This window comes from Aeromonas sp. Marseille-Q7275, from assembly GCF_965119515.1.
Map to the genome: position 1 here is coordinate 114,856 of NZ_CBCPLW010000002.1, position 22,425 is coordinate 137,280.

Annotated in this window: 20 protein-coding genes, 1 tRNA gene and 1 pseudogene; 6 read left to right on the top strand and 16 right to left on the bottom strand. The window is 62.2% G+C overall.

What is annotated here, in order from left to right:
* Window positions 1-85 precede the first annotated feature (85 nt).
* Together ACWPWQ_RS02750 and serB are read right to left on the bottom strand one after the other, a co-directional pair.
* Window positions 86-991: an alpha/beta hydrolase family protein gene (locus tag ACWPWQ_RS02750; protein ID WP_404837693.1), complete on the bottom strand. Its 906-nt coding sequence runs from the start codon at window positions 989-991 to the stop codon at window positions 86-88.
* 29 nt (window positions 992-1,020) lie between these two features.
* The gene (gene serB, locus ACWPWQ_RS02755; protein ID WP_454008945.1) at window positions 1,021-2,025 is read right to left on the bottom strand and encodes a phosphoserine phosphatase SerB; all 1,005 of its coding nucleotides are present in this window, start codon (window positions 2,023-2,025) and stop codon (window positions 1,021-1,023) included.
* A gap of 127 nt (window positions 2,026-2,152) precedes the next feature.
* Between serB and ACWPWQ_RS02760 the strand changes: the two genes are divergently transcribed.
* From ACWPWQ_RS02760 to ACWPWQ_RS02770, 3 genes are all read left to right on the top strand, one after another.
* Window positions 2,153-2,791: an AhpA/YtjB family protein gene (locus tag ACWPWQ_RS02760; protein WP_202047445.1), complete on the top strand. Its 639-nt coding sequence runs from the start codon at window positions 2,153-2,155 to the stop codon at window positions 2,789-2,791.
* A 490-nt stretch (window positions 2,792-3,281) separates the two neighbouring features.
* Complete coding sequence (locus tag ACWPWQ_RS02765; RefSeq protein WP_454008946.1) at window positions 3,282-4,967, top strand: DUF3300 domain-containing protein; 1,686 nt, start codon at window positions 3,282-3,284, stop codon at window positions 4,965-4,967.
* Entirely contained in the window at window positions 4,967-5,908 is a 942-nt protein-coding gene (locus ACWPWQ_RS02770) for a DUF2950 domain-containing protein (RefSeq protein ID WP_454008947.1), read from the top strand. The genes ACWPWQ_RS02765 and ACWPWQ_RS02770 overlap by 1 nt, the downstream gene beginning before the upstream one ends.
* Window positions 5,909-6,264: 356 nt before the next feature.
* Here ACWPWQ_RS02770 and deoD read toward each other — a convergent pair whose 3' ends face one another.
* From deoD to ACWPWQ_RS02805, 7 genes and pseudogenes are all read right to left on the bottom strand, one after another.
* Window positions 6,265-6,978: a purine-nucleoside phosphorylase gene (gene deoD / locus ACWPWQ_RS02775; protein WP_025325643.1), complete on the bottom strand. Its 714-nt coding sequence runs from the start codon at window positions 6,976-6,978 to the stop codon at window positions 6,265-6,267.
* A gap of 144 nt (window positions 6,979-7,122) precedes the next feature.
* Entirely contained in the window at window positions 7,123-8,331 is a 1,209-nt protein-coding gene (locus ACWPWQ_RS02780; RefSeq protein WP_025325642.1) for a phosphopentomutase, read from the bottom strand.
* A gap of 14 nt (window positions 8,332-8,345) precedes the next feature.
* Complete coding sequence (deoA, locus tag ACWPWQ_RS02785) at window positions 8,346-9,677, bottom strand: thymidine phosphorylase (protein WP_404837689.1); 1,332 nt, start codon at window positions 9,675-9,677, stop codon at window positions 8,346-8,348.
* Between the two features lie 83 nt (window positions 9,678-9,760).
* On the bottom strand, window positions 9,761-10,534 hold the full coding sequence (deoC, locus tag ACWPWQ_RS02790; RefSeq protein WP_043128921.1) for a deoxyribose-phosphate aldolase: 774 nt from the start codon (window positions 10,532-10,534) through the stop codon (window positions 9,761-9,763).
* A gap of 405 nt (window positions 10,535-10,939) precedes the next feature.
* A pseudogene (locus tag ACWPWQ_RS02795) lies at window positions 10,940-11,088 on the bottom strand (XapX domain-containing protein).
* Window positions 11,089-11,211: 123 nt separating this feature from the next.
* Complete coding sequence (locus ACWPWQ_RS02800; RefSeq protein WP_139436905.1) at window positions 11,212-12,486, bottom strand: NupC/NupG family nucleoside CNT transporter; 1,275 nt, start codon at window positions 12,484-12,486, stop codon at window positions 11,212-11,214.
* Window positions 12,487-12,695: 209 nt separating this feature from the next.
* The gene (locus ACWPWQ_RS02805) at window positions 12,696-13,487 is read right to left on the bottom strand and encodes a TatD family hydrolase (RefSeq protein ID WP_404837688.1); all 792 of its coding nucleotides are present in this window, start codon (window positions 13,485-13,487) and stop codon (window positions 12,696-12,698) included.
* A gap of 40 nt (window positions 13,488-13,527) precedes the next feature.
* Here ACWPWQ_RS02805 and tppF point away from each other — a divergent pair, with 40 nt between their 5' ends.
* Entirely contained in the window at window positions 13,528-14,142 is a 615-nt protein-coding gene (tppF, locus tag ACWPWQ_RS02810; RefSeq protein ID WP_429109936.1) for a type IVa pilus pseudopilin TppF, read from the top strand.
* Here the strand turns inward: tppF and ACWPWQ_RS02815 are convergent.
* From ACWPWQ_RS02815 to amt, 4 genes are all read right to left on the bottom strand, one after another.
* Window positions 14,111-14,284, bottom strand: coding sequence for a hypothetical protein (locus ACWPWQ_RS02815; RefSeq protein WP_454008948.1), 174 nt, complete (start codon window positions 14,282-14,284; stop codon window positions 14,111-14,113). The two genes, tppF and ACWPWQ_RS02815, sit on opposite strands and share 32 nt — an antisense overlap.
* 82 nt (window positions 14,285-14,366) lie before the next feature.
* Window positions 14,367-14,876: an N-acetyltransferase family protein gene (locus ACWPWQ_RS02820; RefSeq protein WP_454009047.1), complete on the bottom strand. Its 510-nt coding sequence runs from the start codon at window positions 14,874-14,876 to the stop codon at window positions 14,367-14,369.
* A gap of 122 nt (window positions 14,877-14,998) precedes the next feature.
* A complete protein-coding gene (gene rlmD, locus ACWPWQ_RS02825) occupies window positions 14,999-16,351 on the bottom strand; it encodes a 23S rRNA (uracil(1939)-C(5))-methyltransferase RlmD (RefSeq protein WP_454008949.1) in 1,353 nt (450 codons plus the stop codon).
* A gap of 234 nt (window positions 16,352-16,585) precedes the next feature.
* On the bottom strand, window positions 16,586-18,013 hold the full coding sequence (gene amt, locus ACWPWQ_RS02830; RefSeq protein WP_139436913.1) for an ammonium transporter: 1,428 nt from the start codon (window positions 18,011-18,013) through the stop codon (window positions 16,586-16,588).
* Window positions 18,014-18,562: 549 nt separating this feature from the next.
* Here amt and ACWPWQ_RS02835 point away from each other — a divergent pair.
* Window positions 18,563-18,931 carry a VOC family protein gene (locus ACWPWQ_RS02835; protein WP_454008950.1) on the top strand — a complete coding sequence of 123 codons (369 nt, stop codon included), beginning with the start codon at window positions 18,563-18,565 and terminating at the stop codon, window positions 18,929-18,931.
* Window positions 18,932-19,069: 138 nt separating this feature from the next.
* Here ACWPWQ_RS02835 and ACWPWQ_RS02840 read toward each other — a convergent pair.
* Window positions 19,070-19,154: transfer RNA gene (locus tag ACWPWQ_RS02840), tRNA-Leu, on the bottom strand.
* A 142-nt stretch (window positions 19,155-19,296) separates the two neighbouring features.
* Between ACWPWQ_RS02840 and ACWPWQ_RS02845 the strand changes: the two genes are divergently transcribed.
* Complete coding sequence (locus ACWPWQ_RS02845; protein ID WP_005332441.1) at window positions 19,297-19,815, top strand: RDD family protein; 519 nt, start codon at window positions 19,297-19,299, stop codon at window positions 19,813-19,815.
* Window positions 19,816-19,991: 176 nt separating this feature from the next.
* Here the strand turns inward: ACWPWQ_RS02845 and lptG are convergent, their stop codons facing one another.
* Complete coding sequence (gene lptG, locus ACWPWQ_RS02850; protein ID WP_454008951.1) at window positions 19,992-21,062, bottom strand: LPS export ABC transporter permease LptG; 1,071 nt, start codon at window positions 21,060-21,062, stop codon at window positions 19,992-19,994.
* Window positions 21,063-21,197: 135 nt separating this feature from the next.
* Window positions 21,198-22,310, bottom strand: coding sequence for an LPS export ABC transporter permease LptF (gene lptF, locus ACWPWQ_RS02855; RefSeq protein ID WP_454008952.1), 1,113 nt, complete (start codon window positions 22,308-22,310; stop codon window positions 21,198-21,200).
* Window positions 22,311-22,425: the final 115 nt, after the last annotated feature.

Sequence of the window (22,425 nt, forward strand, 5' to 3'; positions counted from 1 at the left end):
GAGGCCGACCCCGGGTGCCCTCACCCGTCAGGTGTCGGCATCCGGGGCGGGAGGCGGGCAGATGGCTGCCCGTTTCAGTGGGCGATCAGGCTGCCTGGGGGTTGAGCAGCCAGGCGAGGATCTCGGGGAAATGATCCTCCTGGGCCTGGGGCGCCGTCAGCATGTTGATGTGATCGTAATCGAGCCGGTTGCCGTTATCCCGGCCGAGGCGGGTATGGCGGGTCGCCGACCCCATCTCGGCGCTGAAGCGACGCACGTCCGTGGGGTGACCCAGCACCTTGTCCGCCTTGGCCGAGATCATCCAGAGCGGCGGCCAGCTCACCCTGGCGGCGGCCTCGTCATAGGCAAAGCCGTCGTGGGGGTCCTGCCAGGGCCCGCATTTCACCCAGGGAATGGTCTCCTGCAGGTAACGCAAGGGCTCATCATCGGCCCCTATCTTCAACTTGCGGGCAGCCAGAAAACCCTGGCGGCGCGCCAGCCAGGGCGCCAGCCGGTTCCAGATCAGGTCCACCTTCAGCCAGCGCTCGGGGTTCTGCACCGAGACCCCCCGCTTGGTGCCGAAGAACACCAGGCTCGCTATCTGATCCGCCAGCTCGGGGAAGCGCACCAGGGTCGAGGCCATGATGACCCCGCCCCAGGAGTGGGCCATCCAGTGCACCCTGGCCGCGGGATGGCGCGCCGCCACCCAGTGCTGCAGCGCGGGCAGATCCTCGGTGATCAGCTCATGCTGGCCGTGACCGGCCCGCTCGGCGATGGCCGGCGTGCTCAGACCCCGGCCGCGCAGGTCGGCCACGTACACCTGATAACCGTGTCTGGCCAGAAAACAGGCCAGCCCCTTGCCGGACTCGGTGTAGAAGATGCGCCCGTTCTCGATGGCGCCGTGCACCATCAGGATGGGGTCGGCATGGACGGCGACACCGGGCTGGATATGGCGCACATGGAGCCGATGTTCGCCACAGGGGACAAACAGGGATTGTTGCAACAGTTCCATCTTGTTTTCTGCTCCTCCTTGAGCGGGTTTCAACTCCAGCGCCTGTCGCGGCAGGCGAGCGCGCCGAGCAGGCAAAGCACCCCTTCCAGATCATGGTGATTGAGAGTGGCGGCCGCCTGGGCCCGCACCAGGGGCTTGGCGTGGATGGCGATGCCAAGTCCGGCCACCCCCATCATCTTGAGATCGTTGGCGCCATCGCCGACCGCCACCGTCTGGGCGGCGGGGATCCCATGCTGCCGCGCCAGCTGCAGCAGCGCCTCGGCCTTGGCGGCGGCATCCACTATGGGACCGCTCACCTGGCCGGTCAGCAGCCCCCCCTCCACCGCCAGCTCGTTGGCGAAGATGGCGTCCAGCCCCAGCGCCTGCTGCAGTTCGCCGGCGAAACGGGTAAAGCCGCCGGAGGCGATCGCCACTGTCCAGCCCGCCTGCTTGAGGGTGTCGACCATCAGCTGCAGGCCGGGCATCCAGGGCATGGCGGCCGCCACCTCATCGAGGATGGCGACAGGGGCCCCCTTCAGCAGGGCGACCCGGTTGCGCAGGCTGTCGGCAAACTCCAGCTTGCCCTGCATGGCCGCCGCCGTCACGGCCGCCACCTGCTCACCCACCCCGGCCAGACGGGCTATCTCGTCGATGCACTCGATCCGGATCGCGGTGGAATCCATGTCCATCACCAGCAGCCCGGGGAGCGCCAGGGTGGGCAAGGTGGCGAGATGGCAGGCATCTATGTCCCACTCCTGCCCCTTGAGGGCCTGCACCAGCTCGGGGGAGAAACGGCTGGCGCCGAGCAGCAGCAGGGGCACACCGGCCTGCTCCCCCACGGGATAGAGGCTGGCCTCGACCCCATGGTCTGCCAGCAGCGTCGCCACCTGTGTCAGGTGGCGGGCACCTAGCGCCTTGCCAAACAGCACCAGCCAGGCGCCGTCATGGGCACTGGCCGCGGGCAGCAGGGCCTCGGGGGTAAGCTGCCAGCAGGGAGCACCGCACAGGGCCTGGGACCAGTCGTGCGGGGAGCGGGGGAGTTGGGACAACAACATAAGAGAGACGCCTTCCTTGGGGATCATGGGGTTCATCATGCGGGCCCAGAGTAGCGTATTGCTTTTTGTACAGGCAAGCGCCAAGATCCCGCCACCATTGTCCATTCACCCCAAGAGGCTCAGCACTGTGCGTCATCTCCCCATCAAACGTGTTATCAGCCTGGCAGCGGGGATCCTGCTCGGTCTCTGGGTGCTGGTGCTGATGATCCACATGCAGGGAGCAAGCCAGGCCGCATTGCACAGCGCGGCGCGGGACAGGGCTCAGGCGCTGGTCGCCTACGCCGCCCGGGACATGCGACGCTGGATAAAGGAGGACAAGGAGAGCGAGCTGGAGCGCCTGGCCCAGGATCTGGCCGCCGAGCCCGAGATCCTCGACGTCACCCTCTACGACGCCCGCGGCATTCCCCTCGCCCAGTCGGATCAGGCCGTTCCCCTCGAGAACCTGTTGCCCATCGGCACCGACAACAAGTCCCTGCCGGAGCAGGGCAAGGGGCGCACCCAGTTCGTGCAGGAGATCCAGGAGGGGAACCTGACCCTGGGCTACCTGAGGATCACCCTGGAGGAGCAGCGGCTGATCGCCGCTCAGGACACCCACCTCAAGGTGAATCAGGAGAAACAGCGGCTGATGCTGCTGGTGATGCTGCTGGCCGGCCTGCTCATCTCCTACGGGGTGCGCCGTAACTACATGCGGGTACGCAAGCACAAGAAGAGATCGGTGCAGAGCCAGACCTCCGCCGACAACGCCCCGCCGCCCGGCATCGAATAAGGCGCCGCTCGCGAACCCCCTTGGTCCTGTTATTGCCCCCAGCGGTTCGAGTCTCTGATCGAACAGGGCATCGCGACGCTTGGCTCCGCTGAAGCGCTCGATAACGACGTGACGCGCCACGATCACCTCATGCCCTAGTTCCTCGACCAGCCTATCCAGCCATTTGTGCTGCATCGACAGCCAGCTCCTCGATCTCCTCCATCCCCAAGTGCCTTGATTGAATCTCGAGCACCACCGAAGGCGGTATCCCATAGCCCTTAACGTCTCAGATCTGCCCACCTGACTTCGGCGGCATCCAGGGTTTCAGGCCTAGCTTGAGACAGAAGCAAACGAATTTTTCACCCCTTTCCAGCCGGTTTGGGGTGTGATCTCGATTCGTGGTTTATGTTTTCGGTATGAGACGCCCGCATTGAATGCGATGAGATACAACGTTTGTGGACATCTTCAGGCAAGAGGCGCATCAGCCACTCCAGCAGAAGGAAACAAGGTCATGAAACACCCCCTATTTCGCCGTAGCGCGTTGGCGGCCGTGATCGCCCTCGGCACGGTATTGGCTGCCTGCAAGGAGGAGCCCCCCCCCGTCACGCAAAGTGTCCAGCCCAGCGCAGCCTCCAGCACAGCCAACGCTGCGGTCGCACCGCAAGCGCAGCCTCAGCCGATTAACACACAAGCATCGCAATATACCCCAGAGGCGCTCGAGACCCTGCTTGCGCCCATAGCCCTTTACCCCGATGCGGTATTGGCCCAGGTGCTGGCCAGCGCCACCAATCCGCAAGAGGTGCTCGATGCCGGCAACTGGCTGGTCGCCCACCCCAATCTCAAAGGGAAAGAGCTGACCGCCGCCATTGCGCCGCTGGGCTTTACGCCGCCCACCATGTCGCTGATGCACTTCCCGACCGTCATGGACATGATGTGCTTGAAGATGGAGTGGACGACCGAGCTGGGCAGTGCCTTCCTGGCCGATGAACCGGGCGTATTGGCAGCCGTTCAGCGCCTGCGCCAACAGGCGATGGAGGTGGGCAACCTGAAAGACTCGGAGCAGATGAAAGTGGCCAAGGATGAACAGAACAATCAGCAGATCGTCACCATTGCGCCTGCCAACCCTGACGTCATTTATGTCCCGCAATACGACCCAACCGCCGCCTACAGTGCGCCCGCCGCCGGGCCGGCTCCCGCGTCGGTGACCACAGAAACCACGACAACGACCGCGCCTGCGACAACCACCACGACAGTGGTAGAACATGACGACGACGAGGATGAATACGACCGCGGTGATATGGTCTTGACGGGCTTGCTCGCCTTTGGGGCTGGCATGTTGGTCAACGAGGTCTTCAACGACGATGATGATGAAGGCGATTACTATTACCCGCGGTGGGGATCGGGTTATCCCGACGGTTATGTTCCCTATCGTTATAACCCCAACTATGGCAATGGTTTCCGTCCCGCCAATGGGTACAACCGTCCGGTCAACTACCAGCGGGGCTCTAACAACAAGATCTATATCAACGCCGAGGGGGACGATTACTTCAACAAGTTTGAGCGCGGCCCCAACAACTACCTGCGCCAGGCCGACAGCCCCATCACGGCGGCGCGCCCCCAGCGTGCCGAGCTGGCGACCTTGGAACAACGCCCGCTGAATAACGCGGCAGGAACGGCCCGACGAGATGCCGCACCCAAGGGGACTTATGCGGGGGCCAATCGCCAGCCTGAAGGCGCATACGCCGGCGCACCGCGCGCGGTCAACGAGGTGAACCGGGAGGCACGCGCAACCGCGCCGAAGGGGAGCTATGCGGGAGCCAACCGCCAACCCAACAGCGACAATGCCAAGGTAACGCGCGACGCCAGACAGGCGAACAGGGAGGCGAATGTGGCCCAACGCACGCCGCGCCAGGGCGACTACGCAGGAGACAAGGTCAAGCGGCAGCAAATCACGCCACAGACTGCCGGAGCGCGTGATCGCGGCCATGTCCAGCCACGCGCCACTCACAGCAAGAGCGCAACACAGACGGCGACGCGCAGAGCACCTGTTGCCTCGGCCTCAACCTCAAGGAGTGCCTTCCAAGGGGTACATAATTCGGGTAGAACCGAGCGCGCCGCCAGCCAACGTGGGCGCGAAAGTGTGGCCAGTAGCGCGCGTGCCGGGCGCACCACTCAACCCAGACGGAGTACGCGATAATGAAGCCTTTGTTGAAATGGAGCTGGGCTCCCTCATGGGTGTTGGCCCTGCTGGCCCTGACCGTTGCCTGCGACGCAAGCGCCATGGCACAGCGTACCTTCGCCACCCCGGATGAGGCGGTGCAGGCCCTGATCACGGCCCTGGAGCGGAATGATGTCACCGCACTGACACTGTTACTCGGCGAACACAGTGAGGAGGCCATCACCTCGGGGGATGAGGTGGCCGATGCCAATGATCGCACCGCCTTCGTCGCGAGCTTCAAGAGCAAGCACCAACTGGTGGCCGACGGTAAGGATAAAATGATACTGGTCGTGGGGGAGTCGGATTGGCCACTGCCCATTCCCCTCGTGGCCACAGATGGCAAGTGGTATCTCGATGGCGCCACAGGGGCCAAAGAGATCGTCTATCGCCGCATCGGCCGGAATGAGCTGGGGGCGATTGCGGTATGCCGTGGCTTTATCGACGCACAGATAGAGTACGCCGCCATGGGGCATGATGGCCAATCCGCGGGACTCTTTGCGGCAAAACTGCGCAGTGATGCAGGCCAGCAAAATGGACTCTATTGGCCCGTAAGCGAGGGGGAACCAGCAAGCCCGGCCGGCGAGGAGGTCGTCCGTGCCGCCGCAGAGGGTTACAAGGCCGTGGTCGGTCAACGTACCCCCTATCATGGCTACTACTACCGTATCCTGTATGCCCAGGGGGCTGCGGCCAATGGAGGGAGTAAAGAGTACTTCGTCGAAGGACAATTAAGAGACGGTGTCGCCCTGATCGCCTGGCCAGCCGATTATGCCAACAGCGGGGTGATGACCTTCATGGTCAATCACGAGGGGCGGGTTTATCAAAAGGATCTAGGGGCCGAGACCGCAACGGCCGTCGAGGCGATCCAGCTGTTCGATCCCGATGAGAGCTGGTCGCTGGTGGTGAGCGAAGAGGGTGATTAGGGCTCTTTATCCACCATGGGATCCTGGCGAATAGCATGGGCCGAGAGCGGCGTGATTGAGATCGCAGGAGGTGATGCGGGCCCGCCGGTCCCGCCGTCGGCCAACGGAAAGGACATCGTTGTCGATCAGCGGATCTGCCAGCCGTTGCCCCGCGCCCTCGCCGGCCCACGCGATGCTCGGCATCACAATGAAGCGCCGCTGAGTCAGAATATGCTTTCGTTTCATTGTGTTGAACTCGTGATTGGCGGCCAGAAAGGATAGGCGGCGCAGCGGGCCCTCCGGGCTGACTCCCCAAATGAGGCATAAAAAAACGGCGACCCAGGGTCGCCGTTTTGCATGGAGCCGAAGCCGCGGGATCAGTCGCCCAGCAGCACGGAGTCCAGTGCGATTTCGATCATGTCGTTGAAGGTCAGCTGACGCTCTTCGGAGGTGGTCTGCTCGCCGGTACGGATGTGATCGGAAACGGTGCAGATGGTCAGGGCACGGGCACCGTACTCTGCGGCCACGCCGTAGATGCCGGCGGCTTCCATCTCGACACCCAGGATGCCGTATTTTTCCATGACGTCGAACATGGAGGGGTCCGGGGTGTAGAACAGGTCGGCGGAGAAGATGTTGCCCACGCGCACCGGGGTGCCCTTGTTCTTGGCGGCCTGCACGGCATTGGCAACCAGGTCGAAGTCGGCGATAGCGGCGAAGTCGTGATCCTTGAAGCGCAGACGGTTCACCTTGGAGTCGGTGCAGGCACCCATGCCGATCACCACGTCACGCAGTTTCACGTCTTCACGGACGGCACCGCAGGAGCCCACACGGATCAGGGTCTTCACGCCGTAGTCGGTGATCAGCTCCTTGGCATAGATGGAGCAGGACGGGATGCCCATGCCGTGGCCCATGACGGAGATCCGACGGCCCTTGTAGGTACCGGTGAAGCCGAGCATGCTGCGCACGTCGCACACCTGCTCGACGTTCTCCAGGAAGGTCTCGGCGATGTACTTGGCACGCAGGGGGTCACCCGGCATCAGCACTGTGTCAGCAAAGGCGCCATCTTTTGCATTGATATGAGGAGTTGCCATTCTCTTGATTCCTTCACACTAGGTTGAGTTTTATTGTTTTATAAAATTGCCCGCCACCTGAGTGGCAGGCGGGTCAGTTACAAAAAGCAGAGACCCTGCTGCAACCGGGCAGAGCGCACCTGAGATGCCGCCCTGCCCAAGGCATCAGAGGAAGCTGGTGCCGTATTGCAGCTTGGGCAGACCGTGGTAGGCCGCGATGCTCTGGCCGATGTCGGCGAAGGTCTCGCGGCGGCCGACGGAGCCCGCCTTGACCGGCTTGCCGTAGAACAGCACCGGGATGTATTCACGGGTGTGGTCGGTGCCGCTCCAGGTCGGATCGCAGCCGTGGTCGGCGGTCAGCACCACCACGTCGCCATCTTGCAGTATCTCGAACAGCTCCGGCAGGCGGGAGTCGAAATACTCAAGCGCATCGGCGTAGCCCTTGACGTCACGGCGGTGGCCGTAGGAGGAGTCGAAGTCCACGAAGTTGGTGAAGACGATGGTGTTGTCACCGGCCGCTTTCACCTCTTCCAGGGTTCTGTCCCACAGCTCGGTCAGGCCTGTGCCCTTCACCTGCTTGGTGATGCCCTGCTGGGCATAGATGTCGGCAATCTTGCCGATGGAGACCACCTGGCCCCCCGCATCCTTCATGTAGTCCAGCACGGTCGGCGCCGGTGGCAGCACCGAGTAGTCGTGACGGTTGCCGGTGCGCTTGAAGTTGCCCTTGCCGCTGCCCACGAACGGACGCGCGATGACGCGGCCTATGTTGTAGGGCTCCAGCAGCTCACGCACTATGTGGCACAGCTCATAGAGCTTCTCGAGGCCGTAGGTCTCTTCGTGGCAGGCGATCTGGAACACGGAGTCGGCAGAGGTGTAGAGAATGGGCTTGCCGGTACGCATGTGCTCTTCGCCCAAGTCATCCAGCACCTGGGTGCCGGAGGCGTGGCAGTTGCCGAGGTAACCCGGCAGGCCCGCCTTCTCGACGATGGCGTCCAGCAGCTCCTGCGGGAAGCTGTTGTGGTGATCGTGGAAGTAACCCCACTCGAACAGCACGGGCACACCGGCGATCTCCCAGTGGCCGGACGGGGTGTCCTTGCCGGAGGAGAGCTCCTGGGCGAAGCCGTAGGCACCGACTACCTCGATATCTTTCTTCAAGCCAGCCGGGAAGTAGCCGGAAGCCTGCTCCCCCGCGTGGCCCAGGCCCAGCTTGTTGAGGTTGGGCAGGTTGAGGGCGCCACGGCCTTCAATCTCACCGGCGGCGCAGGCCTTGGCGATATGGCCAAGGGTGTTGGCGCCCACATCTCCGAACTTCTCGGCATCGGCGGCAGCGCCAATACCGAAGGAGTCCATCATCAGAATAAAGGTACGTTTCATGGGTCTTCCCCTTGTTACAAATCGGCCAGACCGATGCGACGGTAAACCTCGGGCAGTGCCTCTGGTCGGGTGTCACCGATCTTGACGGCTGCCTGCACCATGCGGGCGGCCTCGGCAAATTGAGCTTCTGTCTGAGCGTGGATCAGCGCGAGCGGCTTGTCAGCCTCGACGCTCTGCCCCAGGCGGATAAAGTCGGTCAGACCGACCGCATAATCGAGTTTGTCCCCGGCGGCGCGGCGACCACCGCCCATGGCGACCACGGCCAGGCCCAGTTCGCGGGTATCCATGGCGGTCACGAAACCGCTCTGCGCCGCATACACGGGGCGCACTATGGCGGCCTTGGGCAGGTAAGCGTCGTAACGCTCCATGAAGTCGCTCGGACCACCGAGGCCGGTCACCATGCGACCGAAGATCTCGGCCGCCTTGCCGTTGTCCAGCACCGCCTGCAGCTTGGCACGGGCGTCCTGCTCGTTGCTGGCGAGGCCCGCGGAGATCAGCATCTCGGCACACAGCGCCAGGGTCACTTCGTGGATGCGAGGGTTGCGATACTCGCCGGTCAGGTAGCGTACCGCCTCGCGCACTTCCACCCCGTTACCGGCACTGGAGGCCAGCACCTGGTTCATGTCGGTCAAGAGCGCCGAGGTGCGGCAGCCGGCACCGTTGGCCACGGCCACTATGCTCCTGGCCAGCTCTTCGGAGGCTTCAAACGTCGGCATGAAGGCGCCGGAACCCACTTTCACATCCATCACTAGGGCTTCGAGCCCGGAGGCGAGCTTCTTGGAGAGGATGGAGCCGGTGATCATGGCGATGGATTCGACGGTGGCCGTGATGTCCCGTACCGCATAGATACGCTTGTCGGCCGGAGCGAGATCGCCGGTCTGGCCTATGATGGCGACACCCGCCTCTTTCACCACCTTCAGAAAACGATCATTGTCGACCGAGGTCTGGTAGCCGGGAATGGCATCCAGCTTGTCCAGGGTACCGCCAGTGTGGCCCAGACCGCGGCCGGAGATCATCGGCACGAAACCGCCGCAGGCAGCGACCATGGGGCCCAGCATCAGGGAGACCACGTCACCCACACCGCCGGTGGAGTGCTTGTCGACGATGGGGCCACCCAGATTGAGGTGGTCCCAGGTCAGTACCATGCCGGAGTCACGCATGGCGCAGGTCAGGGCAACCCGCTCATCCATGGTCATGTCCTTGAAATAGACCGCCATGGCCAGCGCCGCTATCTGCCCTTCGCCTATGGTGTTGTTGGTAATGCCCTGGACGAAGAATTGAATCTCTTGGGTACTGAGCGCTTCACCGTTGCGCTTCTTGCGAATAATTTCTTGAGGCAAAAACATCTTTCATTCCCTCCGTGCGCCTTGCACGAACACAGACCGAACAGGATCCGAAGAGGGGGCGGCGCACCGCCCCCTGTCACCGCTTAGTAACCGCTGGTATTGGCGGGCTTGTCGCCGTGGCCCAGGGTCGCCAGCAGGCTGGCCAGCAGGCTGGAGGCGCCGAAGCGGAAGGTGCGCGGGGAGACCCACTCCTTGCCCAGGATCTCTTCGGCCATGGCCAAGTACTGACCGGCAACGGCCGCGTCTTTCACGCCACCAGCTGGCTTGAAGCCGACTTTCGGGTTCTTCGCCTTGATCACTTCCATCATGATGCGGGCCGCTTCCGGGGTCGCATTGACCGGCACCTTGCCGGTGGAGGTCTTGATGAAGTCGGCACCGGCATCGATGGAGATCTCGGAGGCGCGACGGATCAGCGCCTCTTCCTTCAACTCGCCGGTTTCGATGATCACTTTCAGCAGCGCCTTGTCGCCACAGGCTTCCTTACAAGCTTTGACCAGATCGAAGCCGACCTGTTCATTGCCGGCCATGAAGGCGCGGTACGGGAACACCACGTCCACTTCATCGGCACCGTAGGCGACCGCGGCGCGGGTCTCGGCCACGGCGATCTCGATGTCGTCGTTGCCGTGAGGGAAGTTGGTCACGGTCGCGATGCGCACGTCGGCGGCACCGATCTCGCGCAGGGTCTTGCGAGCGATGGGGATGAAACGGGGGTAGATGCAGACGGCGGCGGTGAGGCCGGCCGGGGACTTGGCCTTGCGGCACAGGTCGATGACCTTCTGATCGGTGTCGTCATCGTTCAGGGTGGTCAGGTCCATCAGGTTCAGGGCGCGTTGGGCGGCCAGTTTCAGATCAGTCATGCTATGTCTCCAAAGTCTCGATAAGTCCCTCCACCCACGATCCGCCACCACCGAACACGCAGGATCGGCGAGGAGAGATCCCGGACGAACGGGATATGGAATTACAGCGCAAATGCACAGGCAATACGGCTGCAAATAAGGCAAGAGCCCTGTCACTTTCTTACAAAAGTGCGGACTTGGTTCCATGAAGACTTGAGAAAGGCCGACAACCGCAGACCCGACTTCCCAATCAATTCCATTTGACCGCCAACACCCACCTCATGTGGGCATTAGTCAATGCCAGCACCCTGCTGGCATCGCCTATTTCAGCCGAGATACCCCGTGTTTGCAAGCCGGATTTGCCAATTTCAGAGGTACCTCACACCCGGCAAATCCAGCACTGGAAGGTGCTTAAGAAATAGCGGGTCAGATCCAGGAGTAGGCAATTCCCCCAGATAGACCCCCACAATCCCCATTACCCTGACAGTACGGGAGGTGCCGGACGGCAACTTGAGGAAAGAAAACAACACGCCAACGATAAAGCCGGCAGCAATCGCCAGTAGCACTTCATTCATAAAACCTCCGATTTGACTCATTTTATTATTAGTCTAGAAAGGAAAACGGTTGTCACCGCCCCAAACGAGAACGCCACAGCTTTTCGCTGTGGCGCTCGTTTCAACTTGTCTGTCAGACAAGCATTACATGGCTGTCAGTGCCAGGAAGAAGCCTGCGATGGTGGCAGACATCAGGTTGGACAGAGAGCCGGCCAGCACGGCCTTCAGGCCGAACTTGGCGATGGTGCCGCGACGGTTCGGTGCCATGGAGCCCAGACCACCCAGCAGGATGGCAACGGAGGACAGGTTGGCGAAGCCGCACAGGGCGAAGGAGATGATGGCCTTGGTGTGGTCGGACATGGCCACGCCGTTGATCAGCACTTCATCCTTCAGGTAGGGGGCGAAGTTCAGGTAAGCCACGAACTCGTTCACCACCAGCTTCTGACCGATGAAGGAACCGGCCACGACCGCTTCGCTCCAGGGCACACCGATCAGGAAGGCCAGCGGGGAGAACAGCCAGCCCAGCAGCAGCTCCAAGGAGAGCTCAGGCATGCCGAACCAGCCACCCACGCCGGAGAAGATGCCGTTGATCATGGCGATGAGGCCGATGAAGGCCAGCAGCATGGCGCCCACGTTCAGGGCCAGTTGCAGACCGGCGGAGGCACCGGCAGCGGCGGCGTCGATCACGTTGGCAGGCTTGTCGTCCAGATCGCCATCGGCGGAGTTCTCGTCGTAGCTCGGGGTCTCGGTTTCCGGTACCAGCAGCTTGGCGAACAGCAGACCACCCGGGGCAGCCATGAAGGAGGCGGCGATCAGGTATTCCATCTTGACGCCCATGGAGGCGTAACCGGCCAGCACGGAGCCGGCAACGGAGGCAAGGCCACCACACATGACGGCGAACAGCTCGGAGTCGGTCATCTTGGAGATGAAGGGACGCACCACCAGCGGGGCTTCAGTCTGGCCGACGAAGATGTTGGCAGTGGCAGACAGGGATTCGGTACGGGAGGTACCCAGCACCTTCTGCAGACCACCACCCAGCAGCTTGATCACCCACTGCATGATGCCGAGGTAATAAAGAACCGCGATCAGGGAAGAGAAGAAGATGATGACGGGCAGGACGCGGAAGGCGAAGATGAAACCACCGCCACCGAACACTTCGAACATCTTGTTGCTGACCAGACCACCGAACAGGAATTCGATGCCGTTCTGACCATAACCGATGACGCTGGAGACGGCGTCGGACACGCTCACCAGAATATCCCGACCAACCGGGACATACAGCACGAAGGCACCCAGGCCTGCCTGAATGGCAAAGGCACCGCCCACGGTACGAATTTTGATTGCCTTGCGATTGCTGGAGAACAGCACAGCGATAAGGATGAGCGTCGCCATCCCCACCAGACCCATTATCAGATTCATTATTAACACTTCCTCTTTAGTAGCACCTGCCAGCTTGTTAACGTTTTGTGTATGAAAGCCGCTAATCAAGGGTGCGCATTATACTAATTACGGTGCGACAAAATAGAATACTGGTCACATTTTATAAGCCTGAAATGGGCTGAACGTCGTTTAATTAGACCGCAAACGATTTTTATGGGTCCTGTTTTTTATCACACCGGCATCGGTCGTTAATCAGCTGTTAAATTCATGGTCGCCCGCGGGAAAAGCCGCAGAGTGGATTCATGTAACACCGAAATAACATCCCCCAGCGGTTGCTGCCGTAATTGCGCCAACAACCGGGCTATGGTCGGCAGGCTGGCCGGGGTGTTGATCTCCCCCTGCTGGCCCTGAAGCGGCATGTCGGGGGCGTCGGTTTCCAGCAGCAAGGCCTCCAGCGGCATGGCGCGGATCGCCTCCCGGGTCTTGTTGGCCCGCTCATAGCTGATGACCCCCCCGATCCCCAGCCTGAAGCCCAGTTGCCAGAACGCCTCCGCCTGATGCAGGGAGCCGCTGAAGGCGTGGATGACGCCCCCCCTCGCCGGTTTGAAGCGCCGCAGGATCTTGGCGACAGTGTCGTTGGCCCGCACCGAGTGGACGATGAGAGGCAGATCATGGGCCATGGCCAGCCTCACTTGCGCCTCGAACAGTTCAAGCTGCCCCTCCTGGGGCACCTGGGTGCGCAAGTCCAGCCCGCATTCGCCGATGGCCACCAGCCCCCGGGGTTTGCCCGCCAGCAGGGCCTCCAGCCTTGCCAGCGCCCCCTCCGTCTGGGCCCCCACATACCAGGGATGCACCCCCAGACCATAGCGAATGCCGTGATGGCGCTCGGCCAGCGCCATCACCCGCCCCCAGTTTTCCTCTCCCACGGCGGGGATGATATACTCCCCCACCCCCAGCTGGCGCCACTGGGCCAGCAATGCCTCCCGATCATTATCGAACGCCGGAAAATCCAGGTGGCAGTGGGTGTCTATCAGTTCCATGTCGCGCTTACCTGTTTGTCGTACTCAATGGGTTGATTCCATGCCAAAACACCTTTCCCACGGCTTTACCCTGCTAGAACTGGTGCTGGTCATCGTCGTGCTGGCCATACTCGCCGTCACCGCCCTGCCCCGCTTCATCAACATCCAGGACGATGCCCTCAAGAGCAGCGTCTCGGCGACCGCGGGCGGTTTTGCCAGCGCCGTGCAGCTCGCCCATGCGGGCTGGGCGGTCAAGGTGAAGGGGGAGCCGCTGGCACTCTATAACTTTAGCGGCATGGGCAAGCAGGATCTCGACATCAACAGCCACGGCTGGCCTGTGGGCACCAAGGAGGATCAGGGAGGTCAGGGACCCGATGCCGTCTTCCCAGGTGGCGACAGCGATCAGATCTCCGTCAGCAGCCGGGACGATTGCGAGAGCCTGTTCGGCGCCCTGCTCGATACCGATCTGACGGCGGCCGATGAACTCGATAAAGATTCAAAGAGTGACTACATCTCCCGGCTCATCCCGGCAGACGGGCAGGCTGATGGCAAGCTGCGCCACGACAACTGCCGCTATACCCTGCGCGACTCCGTTGGCCGCTTCCCGGCCTACCCTGAGGGGCTCTCTTTCGACTACAACAGCGTCAACGGCGCCGTGACGCGCAATGTTCAGTGAGGCCGTCCTCGCCCTTGCCTGAGGCTTTCTCGTCCTCATCATGACGCACCGGCGCGCAGCAGCGCCGGTTCTCCGGGGTGAGTCCCCACTCCTGGCACCAGGCATCGTAGCGAGCCAGCCAACGCAGCAATATCCCCTTCATGGGCCCTCCTCGTCTCTATTATTCTCCCGCTACAGCCGGCCCCAATCGTGCGCGCCGAACCAGCCTCACGGGCCCAGCGGCGTCATGGGGCCGTGAACGGCAACAGCAGCCCCATGCTGATCTCGTCGACATAGCCTTCGTCCAGCCGATACGCCTGCCGCCGCAGCCCCTCATCCAGGAAACCGCACTTGCGATAAAGTGAATGAGCCACCTCGTTATGGGCCATCACCCCCAGCTCCAGTCTGCTGATGCCGCACTCCGGCGCACTCGCGATCAGGGTACGCAGCAGCCGCTCGCCCCAGCCCTGGCCGCGCGCATTCGACCGCAATCCCATCACCACCAGGGCGCAGTGGCGGTTGCGCGCCAGGCCGCCACCGATGAGCACGGCAAACCCCTGCACCTCTTCGGCCAGCACCAGCAGCCACATGGCCTGATTGGGGACAGCTGCCATGGCCTCGAGCCGCTGGCGCTGCCCCTCGATATTTGAGGGGCGCTCCCCCGCCTCATAAAGCATGAAGCGGGTCTCCCGATCCAGCTGCCCAAAGAAGTGATCCAGCGCCGCCGCATCCTCCACGTCCGCCAAACGAATCATCACCCCGCTCTCCCTGCCTGGTTGTCATGCCGCTCCACGGCCATAAAAAAACGACTCCATTTGGAGTCGTTTTTATCAGAGCCATCTGGCTAATGCCATTCTCTCGTGGCGCGGCGGCCCGATCAGGCTTTCGCTGGCAGGCTCAGACGGGCGACCGCTTCCACGTGCATGGAGTGCGGGAACATGTCCACCGGCTGCACCTCGTCCAGCACGAAGCCCTGCTTGACCAGCCAGGCGAGATCCCGGGCCAGGGTCTGGGGGTTGCAGGAGACATAGACCAGACGACGCGGCGCCATGGCGACCAGGGTCTGCAGCACCGCCTTGTCACAACCCTTGCGGGGCGGATCCATCACCACCACATCGGCGGTCACGCCCTGGGCGTGCAGCTCGGGCATCAGCTGCTCGGCCTTGCCCACGTGGAATTCGGTGTGCTCGATGCCGTTCAGGGCGGCGTTGCGGCGGGCGTCGCTGATGGCGCTCTCCACCGACTCTATGCCCACCACCTTGGCGGCCTTGCCAGCCAGGAACAGGGAGATGGTGCCGATGCCGCAATAGATGTCGAACACCGTCTCGTTGCCGGTCAGCTCGCTGTATTCCAGCGCCTTGGAGTAGAGCACATCGGTCTGGCTCGGGTTGTTCTGGAAGAAGGAGAGCGGCGAGATCTCGAACGCGAGCTCGTGGATCTTGTCGCGGATCACCCCTTCCCCCAGCAGCACGCGGTTGCTCGTTCCCAGGATGCGGTTGGTGCGCTCGTCATTGATGTTCTGCACCAGGGTAGTGATGGGCAGATCCCTCAGGGCCGCCAGCAGTTCGGCCTCAAAGGGCAGCGTCTCACCCAGGGTCACCAGCACCACCATCAGCTCGCCGCTCTTGAAGCCCTTGCGGGTCATCAGGTTACGCACGCAGCCGGTGTGGGCCACCTCGTCATAGGCGGCGATGTCATGCTCGCGCATCCAGCCGCGCACCCGGGCATTGAGCTCCACGTGCAGGGAGTCCTGCACCGCGCAGTCGTCGGCGGTGATGAGATCGTGGGAGTGCTTGCGATAGAAGCCGATCTCGGCGCCCGCCTCGCTGCCACGCACGGCGTACTGCGCCTTGTTGCGGTAGGCGAACGGGCTGTCCATGCCGAGGATGGGGTTGACCTGGGTCTCACCCAGCCCGACCTGCTCCAGCGCGCTCTGCACCAGGGATTGTTTCAGCTTGAGCTGGGCCGGATAGGCCAGCGGGCGCACCTGGCAGCCGCCGCACTCGGTGTTGGGGCAGAAATCGGCAACCCTGTCGGCGGACGGCTGGGTCAGCTCGACCAGCTTGCCGTGCAGATAGTTCGGCTTGACCTCGGTCAACTCGACCAGCGCCTGCTCACCGGGCAGCAGACCCTCGACAAACAGGGGGCGATCGAACAGGCGACCCTTGCCATCCCCCTTGTCGGTCAGTTCCAGAATATCGATCTGATGTTGGTGTCCCACTAACGGCATGAGCGGCTCCGAAGGCATAGAAGAAAGGGTGGAAGCAGGGCTGACCCGGCTACCCCAAATAAAGGGTGGCAGAGTTTAGCGGAGATCCGGCCAAATTGCAGGCATAAAACATCCCTGGAAGGAAATAACGGCAGGCTGGATCAGGGAGCGCTGGATGGGGGGCGCCTCATGGGGCGCCATAAAAAAACCGCCGGACAAGGCCGGCGGCAGGTGGTCAACGGGCGCCTGAGGGGATCACAGGCTGTAGGCTTTCTCCCCATGGCTGGTGACATCCAGCCCTTCCCGCTCGGCATCTTCCTTGACCCGCAGGCCAATCAGCAGATCCACCAGCTTGTAGGCCACGGCGGAGACCAGGGCAGTCCATGCCACCGTCACCAGCACACCTATGACCTGGATCTTCACCTGGGTCAGGATGGAGTAGCCCTCGGCCACCTGGTTGGTCACATAGTCCCACACCCCGGTGCCACCCAGATCCGGGCTGGCGAACACCCCGGTCAGCACTGCCCCCAGGATACCGCACACCCCGTGCAGGCCGAACACGTCCAGGCTGTCATCGGCCCCCAGCAGGCGCTTGAGACCATGCACCCCCCACAGACCGGCCACACCGCTCAGCAGACCTATGATGAGGGCACCACCGACACCGACGAAACCGGCGGCAGGAGTGATGGCCACCAGGCCCGCCACCGCACCGGACACGGCGCCCAGCAGGGAGGGACGACCCTTCATCACCCATTCGGCCAAGGTCCAGGAGAGCGCCGCACCCGCCGGTGCCAGCCAGGTGTTGACGAAGGCCAGGGCGGCCGTGCCGTTGGCTTCCAGCGCGGAGCCGGCGTTGAATCCGAACCAGCCGAACCACAGCAGGGCGGCCCCTATCATGGTCATGGTCAGGCTGTGGGGAGCCATGGGATCACGACCGTAGCCAACCCGCTTGCCGACCATGAAGGCACCAACCAGACCGGCGACCGCCGCGTTGATGTGCACCACAGTGCCGCCGGCGAAATCGAGGGCGCCGTGCTGGAACAGATAGCCTGCGGTGGCACCGGCGGCCTCGGCGGCGGCGGCATCCGTGTAGGCATCCGGACCGGCCCAGTACCACACCATGTGCGCCATCGGGATGTAGGCGAAGGTGAACCAGATCACGGCAAACAGCAGCACGGCAGAGAACTTCATCCGCTCGGCGAAGGCACCGACGATGAGCCCGCAGGTGATGGCGGCAAAGGCCCCCTGGAACACCACATAGATGAACTCGCTGATCCCCACCCCCTTGCTGAAGGTGGCGGCGATCGACTCAGGCGTCACCCCGACCAGCAAGAGCTTGTCGAAGGAACCGTAGAAGGCCCCGCCCTCGGTGAAGGTCAGCGAATAGCCGTAGATGACCCAGAGCACGGTGATCAGGCAGAACAGGGTGAACACCTGCATCAGCACGCTCAGCATGTTCTTGGCGCGCACCAGGCCGCCGTAGAACAGGGCCAGCCCCGGGATGGACATCAGGATCACCAGGGCGGACGCCAGCATCAGCCAGGTGTTGTCCCCCTTGTTGATGGTCACGGTCGCGGCAGCCTGCACCACCTCGGCCTGCGCGGCCACCTCTTCGGCCCAACCTGGGGCGGCCATGGTGGCGCTCAGCGCCAGCAGGCCAGTCATTACGAGTCTCTTGAACATACAGCCCTCTCCTTGTCGTCCCGGCACCCGGCCGGGTCCATTTCCTGATATGAGTGTCAAACTTGGCCACTTGCACGCATCGTCACATCCAGCTTGCCCACCCCCTCGGGCATGACGCGGCGGGCTCTTCATGGCGACCTGAATTATCTAAAGCATAAAGCAGGCCAAAAAATATAATCCTTTATTTTCAATTGGTTGACTTTGACTGTGCCATTTGATGCACCATATTGGCGCATCCTGCCCACTATCAGTAAGGGAGGCGCACTTCGGCTGTGCAGCGCCAGGCAACTGCACCAAGATGGCAACTGGGTGCCCAAACGGGGAGGATCCCGGGGCAACGGGGCCCGTTTTGCCCTCGAGATCATTTATTGAACAAATGAAAGATGCGTTTCCATTAAATAATCAAATGATGACAGCGGGGGGAGAGCCCCATCCGAGGGGAAGGAGGGGATCACAGAGGGGGGATGCAGCGCCGGATCTGGCTTGCCCCCGATCTTTCGGGCCATACTGGCGCAACCAGGTTTGCCCTGTCACCCGAACGAGGAACCCATGCCCAATCTCACCGTGACCGAAATCAAGGCATTCGTGCCTGCCCGCGACTTCAGCCTCTCCAGGCAGTTCTATCAGGATCTCGGGTTCACCCTGGCCTCCGACGGCGATGGGGTGGCCTACTTCCATTTCGGGGAGGCGAGCTTCCTGCTGCAGGACTATTACCACGAGGCGCTGGCCGAGCACTTCATGATGCACATCCTGGTGGAGGACGTAAGCGCCTGGCGGGCCCAGGTGGAGGCGAGCCAGGTCGCCAGCCGCTACGGCGTCAAGGTGACCGAGATCGTCACCCAGCCCTGGCGCATGAAGGAGTTCTGCCTGTACGACCCCTCCGGCGTGCTGTGGCGCATCGCGCAGAATATCGACTGAGGGTCTGAGGGTCTGAGGGTCTCAGGGTCTGAGGGTCTGAGGGTCTGAGGGTCTGAGGGTCTGAGGGTACAAGTATCCCGACCACCCGGAAAAACAAAAGGCCATCCGCGAGGATGGCCTTTTGTCATGGAATCTGAATGGTGCCCGGGGTCGGACTCGAACCGACACGTCTTGCAACGGCGGATTTTGAATCCGCTGCGTCTACCGATTTCGCCACCCGGGCAACTGCGAGGGATTATACGAATGGCGTTTTGGCATGCAAGGTGTTTTTCTTGCGCGGCCGTCGTTTGCTCAATTATTCAACGCCTTGCCGATGTTCGGCCAGTTACATAGAATGCCCGCATCATATTAATGGAATAATCATCATGGCCAAGCGCAAGACCCCCTCCTCTCTCCAGCCTCCCCCCCAGCACCAGCACCCTTCGGCCGGCCTGCTGCGGCGCCTGGGCGCCCTGCTCTATGACTACCTGGTGGTCATCGCCTTGCTGATCATCGCCGGTTTCATCGGCATGGGAGTGGCGCAACTGCTGCTGGCCACCGGGATGGCGACAGTTCCCGAGGGCAAGGATGCGGCCTGGCTGCTGACCAGCCCTCTCTACAGCGCCTGGCTCGCCCTGGTGATCTGCGGCTTCTACACTTGGTTCTGGACCCGTGCCGGCCAGACCATAGGCATGCGCGCCTGGCGTCTGCGCATCCAGAATCTGGACGGCAGCAACATTCGCATCACCCAAGCCCTGATCCGGCTCGCGACCTCGGCCTTCGGCCTCGGCAATCTGATGTGCGTGTTCAATCGCGCGCGGCCCCGCGCCTTCCAGGACATCTGGGCCGAGTGTGAAGTGGTGGTGCTGAGCAAGCAGGAGAACCTGGAGCAGCTGAACAAGTGACCTGGTGAGTACGAGATGAGAAACAAGAAGGGCACCCAGTGGGTGCCCTTCTTGTTGGCCAATACAGGCCGCTACTGCTTGCGGCTCAGGATATAGAAGGAGATGCCGCCGAACAGCAGGCTGGGGGCAACGGCTGCCAGCATGGAGTTGGCACCGCAGCACATCTCCTTATCCCGCTACTGCTTGCGGCTCAGGATATAGAGGGAGATGCCGCCGAACAGCAGGCTGGGCGCAACGGCTGCCAGAATGGGCGGCACCGCATACACCAGGCTGACCGGGCCGAACACCCTATCGCTCACATAGACGGCGAAGCCGGTCATGATCCCCATCAGCATCCGCGCCCCCATGCTCACCGAGCGCAGCGGGCCGAAGATGAAGGAGGAGGCCAGCAGGATCATGGCCACAACCGAGAGCGGCGACAGCAACTTGCGCCACATCTCCAGCTTGTAGCGCCCGGCATCCTGCTTGTTGGCATCCAGATAGCCGATGTAGTCCCGCAGTCCCGAGATGGGCAGGTTCTCGGGATCTATGCTCACCACCCCCAGCTGCTTGGGGGTCAGCTCGGACTGCCACGCCATCTCGGCATGTTTCTCGTCCTGGATCTGCCTGGGATCGTCGAAACGGGTGATGTGCACCTGCTTGAGCAGCCAGTGATGCTGCTCGAACACCCCCTCCTGTGCCTGGACCACGTCGATCAGGTTGCGGGACGGGGTGAAACGATACAGGGTGATGCCGGTCAGGGCGCCGTCGTTGCGCACCCCGTTGATATTGACGAAGTTGTTGCCATCCCGCGCCCAGACCCCGTAGGCCGAGACGGTGAGTCGCCCTTCCGACATGGCGCCCGCCTTGATGTCATCCGCCATCCGCTTGGCGGCAGGGGCTACGTACTCGCCCATCAGACCCACCAGCAGCATCAGGGGGATAGCCGTCTTGAGCGCCGCCATGACGATGCTGATCTTGGAGCGGCCCGCCGCCTGCATCACCACCAGCTCCGAGCTGGTCGCCAGCTGGCCGAGGCCGATGAGGCCACCCAGCAAGGCCGCCAGCGGGAAGAAGAGCACCGCCTCCTTGGGCATGGAGAGCAGCACGAAATAGAGGGCATTGAGCATGTCGTAGTTGCCCTCCCCCACGGCTTTCAACTGCTCCACATACTTGATGAGCGCCGCCAGCCCGACCAGGGTCAGTTCGCACAGCAGGATCGACATGAAGATGACCCTGCCGATATATCTATCGAGAATGCCAAACATCAGCCGAGACCCCTATCTTGTAGCTTCATGCTGATTTCTCCTGCAATGCGGTGCGCCAGATCGGCATCAAAAATGACCCGACTGTCATGTCTATCGAGAATGCCGAACATCAGCAGAGACTCCCAGGTTGCAGCATCATGCTGACTTGCCTTTGACAAAGTGACTCTTGACCCCGTTCCACCAGCTGGTGCCCTGCAGGTTGAGCGGCACCCCAATCAGCAGCAGATAGACCAGGGGCACCAGGAACATGCCGGGCCAGTGGGGCAGACGCCCGCTGTCGATGGCCGACCGGGCGGCGCTGAGCAGCAGGAAATAGGAGAGATAGAGCAGTATGGCCGGCAGCAGCTTGGCGTAACGCCCCTGGCGCGGGTTGACCCTGGCCAGCGGCACCACCAGGAAGGTGAGCACCAGGATGGAGAGGGGCAGCGACAAGCGCCACTGCAACTCGGCCATCAGCTGGTTGCTCTGGGTGCCGAGCAGCTCCATGGTAGGCTTGGCCGCCGCCTTGCGGTTGGATCGCTCCATCTCCTGCTGACGGATCACCAGGCTGTATTCGCTGAACTCGGAGACCTGGAACTGCTTGCCGGTGAACTGGCCCTCGTAGCGGGAGCCATCCCTCAGGGTCAGCCACTGCAAGCCATTGCTGTCGGCCGTCACCTGCCCCTCGTTGGCCACCACCACGGAGGGGGGCGAGCCCCCTTCGGCCCGCTGCAGCACGAAGATCTTCTGCAACTCGGAGCCCTTGTCGTTCAGATCCTGGATGTAGGCCACCAAGCGCCCCTTGTCGAGCTCCATGAAACGACCGGCCTGCAGGAAGGAGATACCCGGGTCGGCCTTGAACTCGTCGATCACCTGGTACTCGCGCTCCTTGGCCTGGGGGGCTATCCAGCCGGTGTTGAAGGCCGCCACGGCGGCCGTCAGCAGGGCCAGCAGCAGGGCGCTGCCCATCACGAAGCGGTGGCTGAAGCCCACCGCATGCATCACCGTCATCTCGCTTTCCGCATACAAACGACCGTGAGCAAACAGAATGGCTAAAAACAGACTGATAGGCAGCATCAACAGGGCCATATTCGGCAGGTTGAGCAGCAAGAGGGTGGAAACCAGGCGCGTCGGCACCTCGCCATCGGCGGCGTCGCCAATGATCTGGATAAATTGCTGGCTGACGAAGATAAGCAGCAGTACGAACAGCACCGCCAGCTGGGTTTTCAGGGTCTCCCTGAACAAATATCGGAAAACGATCACAGTCATTCCCAAGTAAACTTGTGTTTTTAGTCGAATGCCTGAAAAATAGGGCCCTATATTGGATTTTTACCAGTTTGAACTGCGGAGCCTGTGGCTGTTCGCTCCGCCTCTGATACCCCAA